The organism is Clostridium tetani, assembly GCF_900167265.1.
Taxonomy (GTDB): domain Bacteria; phylum Bacillota; class Clostridia; order Clostridiales; family Clostridiaceae; genus Clostridium_G; species Clostridium_G tetani.
Genome location: NZ_FUWT01000031.1, coordinates 1 through 2,952, shown reverse-complemented (window position 1 = coordinate 2,952; position 2,952 = coordinate 1). Strand labels below are relative to the sequence as shown.

The following is a 2,952-nucleotide window of genomic DNA, read 5'->3' as shown; positions in this document are numbered from 1 at the left end:
AGGGACATTGAACATAAAAAAGCAAAGGGCAATGTAGAAAGAAAAGACAATGGAGCTAAGATAGACAGTTTTAACGGCTATCAGCAAAGAACATATGACGGATCAGATGGAGGAATGACATTTGATGATTTAGAAAAGAAACTTTTAGGTTGGAAATAAGGAGGAATAAACCATGTTAACAACTTTATTAATAACAAACATAACAATTACAGTAGCAGTAGGAATTATGGTTTTAAAGGAGATAGACAAGCTAAAGAAAGATATAGAGCATACAGAACTATCTATAACAGTACAAATAGGAAAAGACGCAGAAAAGCTTGGCTATGATATTGCAGACATAAAGAAGGAACTTAAAGAAGAATTAAAGGAACATATATCTAAAGAATTTATGGCTATGACATTTAGGGGAATAAGAATATTTAAATAGGAGAGTGTAAATATGAATAAGGAACAAATAATAGAACAACTTGAAAGCTTAAAAGAAAATAGTGAATATTCTATAACCGAGGACAGTGATCCAATATGGGAAAAGGATGTAAAAGCCTTAAATGCTGCAATAAAAATAATAAAAAATGTAGATTCAAATAAAGAAATTTATAAAAAAGCAATATCAAAGTATGGCTTATATGCTCAAATCGACATGGTGTTTGAAGAAATGTCAGAGCTTCAGAAAGAGCTATGCAAGTTTAAAAGAGGTAAAAGTAATATATCTAACATAGCTGAAGAAATAGCAGATGTAAAAATAATGCTAGAGCAAATGGAATTAGCTTTTGATATAAAAGACAAAGTTAAATTTGAAAAAGATTTAAAAATCAAAAGATTAGAGGAAAGAATTGAAGAGGAATAAAAGCTATGAAGAACGAGGAAATAATTAAGAAAGTACTTAAAATATATTCCATAGGTGGAAATTGGCGGATGTACTTAAAAGAACAGGTTAAGAAAAGAGAAAGTATTAATATTAAAAATATAGGGGAGGAACAGTAATGGCTAAAATGATTAACTTAGAAACTTTCGCTAATGGAGCTTTAGCAGAAAGAATGGACCAAGCTTTAAAGGAGGTGTTAGAGAATATAGCAGATCCAAATACAGATTATAAAACTAAAAGAAAATTAACTCTAGAAATGAAGTTCATAACTGGAGAAGATAGAGAACTTACAGAAGTTGAAATTATTGCAAAGACCAAATTGGCTCCAAAGTCATCAGTAAGTACAAAAATTATTATAGATAGAACTTTAGAAGGAGAAGTATTGGGAACTGAATTTAAAAAGCAGCTACCAGGACAACAGGTTTTAAAAGTTGATAGTGAAACTGGAGAAGTGCTGGAAGAAAATAAAGAAGATTTATCTGGATTACAAGTAATTAAATAATAAAATTTTAGGAGGAATGAATTATGTATAGTGAAAACAAAGAAGCTTTAGAGTATTTAGTAGGTTTAGGAGAAACAAAGGTAATAGAAATAGATGGTCAAAAATATTCAACGAAAGAGTTATACAGAGTAAGAGATCCAAAACCATCAGAATTAAATGCAACTACATTAACGGCATTAGTAGATTACTTGAAGTCTAATTTTGATGCAAAGAGCAGTAAAAAATTATTGGTCCATGTAAAAAGTCCAAGTTGTGTAGAACTTTGTTCAGAGTTAAGAGGAGATAGGGATAGAGAAAACTATATTAAATGTGAAGCATTAACACCTAATAATATAGTATTTGATAGATTTTTAGATACAGAACAGTTCAATATAATGCTTCAATCATCATTTGCAGAAAATAAAGATAGAGGTTTATTACTTAAAGTAACAGGTTGTGTTAAAGATAGTGCAGTAAAAGAAGTTGGTGATGATGGGGTAAGTCAAGCAGCAACAATAAAAACAGGAGTGGCAAGTGTAAATGAAGTAAAAGTACCTAATCCAGTAGTATTGGCACCATTTAGAACTTTTCCAGAAATAGAACAACCAGAATCAAAGTTTATATTTAGAATGCAAAGTGGTCCAAGGGCGGCACTATTTGAAGCAGATGGAGGAGCATGGAGAAATGAAGCTATGATAAAAATAAAAGCTTACTTAGAAGAACAACTTAAAGGATTAGGAAACATTCAAATAATAGCATAATACAAAAATAAGGTCATATGGGAGTATAGTTATAAAGCTATATTCTCATATGACACTCAATTAATAAAACATAGGAGGAAAATATGAAGATATGTAAAGTATGTGGAAAGCCAAATTCAGAAAAACATCATATTGTGTTTAGAAGCCAACAGAAGGCTTTAGAACACTACCAATATAATATCATGTATTTATGTTCAGAACATCACAGAGGGAACAATAGCCCACATAAAAGTAGGCAAATAGACATAAGGTACAAGCTACAGTTCCAGAAGAAACTATTTAAATTATTTACTAAAGAAGAATATACAGAAAAAGAAATAAAAGAGATTTTAGATATAGGTAATGTAGCAGTAAGGAAAATAACAAAATCTATAAATAAGCATGTAGATAAATATAAACAAGAGGATATTATAAGGTCCTGCATGGGAGGTAGACTTTATGGCTAATCCAGGTAAGAAATTTGAAGAAGATATAAAAAAGTCCGTTCCAGAGTGGTGTTGGATATATAGATTTAAAGATGGAACAGAGAATTAAACAAGGGAGGAAAATTTAATGAATAGAGAGGTTAAATTTAGAGCTTGGGATAAAGAATTGAATATGATGGTATACACTAAAGAGCAGACAGGACACATTGAATATAATACTAACCCAGCAGATACAATCAATATTATTTTAAATCAAGATGATTATGGATATGTGTTCATGCAATACACAGGATTAAAAGATAAAAATGAAAAAGAGATTTATGAGGGAGATATTATTAAAAAATCTAATAGGTCAAGCAACCTCTATGAAATTATATATCAAGATAGTATTGCTTGTTTTAGATGTAAAGTTATAAAGGG

Annotated in this window: 7 protein-coding genes; all 7 read left to right on the top strand. The window is 30.1% G+C overall.

The annotated features are described in order from the left end of the window. Window positions 1-172: 172 nt before the first annotated feature. On the top strand, window positions 173-427 hold the full coding sequence (locus B5D21_RS13825) for a hypothetical protein (protein WP_035124627.1): 255 nt from the start codon (window positions 173-175) through the stop codon (window positions 425-427). A gap of 12 nt (window positions 428-439) precedes the next feature. Further along, the gene (locus B5D21_RS13820; RefSeq protein WP_011100295.1) at window positions 440-847 is read left to right on the top strand and encodes a nucleoside triphosphate pyrophosphohydrolase family protein; all 408 of its coding nucleotides are present in this window, start codon (window positions 440-442) and stop codon (window positions 845-847) included. A 5-nt stretch (window positions 848-852) separates the two neighbouring features. Then, window positions 853-984, top strand: coding sequence for a hypothetical protein (locus B5D21_RS14440; RefSeq protein WP_274542163.1), 132 nt, complete (start codon window positions 853-855; stop codon window positions 982-984). Beyond that, window positions 984-1,367, top strand: coding sequence for a hypothetical protein (locus B5D21_RS13815; protein WP_011100294.1), 384 nt, complete (start codon window positions 984-986; stop codon window positions 1,365-1,367). The genes B5D21_RS14440 and B5D21_RS13815 overlap by 1 nt, the downstream gene beginning before the upstream one ends. Window positions 1,368-1,390: 23 nt before the next feature. Continuing rightward, window positions 1,391-2,107: a hypothetical protein gene (locus B5D21_RS13810; protein WP_011100293.1), complete on the top strand. Its 717-nt coding sequence runs from the start codon at window positions 1,391-1,393 to the stop codon at window positions 2,105-2,107. Between the two features lie 83 nt (window positions 2,108-2,190). Then, the gene (locus tag B5D21_RS13805; RefSeq protein WP_011100292.1) at window positions 2,191-2,553 is read left to right on the top strand and encodes a hypothetical protein; all 363 of its coding nucleotides are present in this window, start codon (window positions 2,191-2,193) and stop codon (window positions 2,551-2,553) included. Window positions 2,554-2,659: 106 nt separating this feature from the next. Next, a partial coding sequence (locus B5D21_RS13800; RefSeq protein WP_242942731.1) for a YopX family protein occupies window positions 2,660-2,952 on the top strand: 293 nt, incomplete at its 3' end.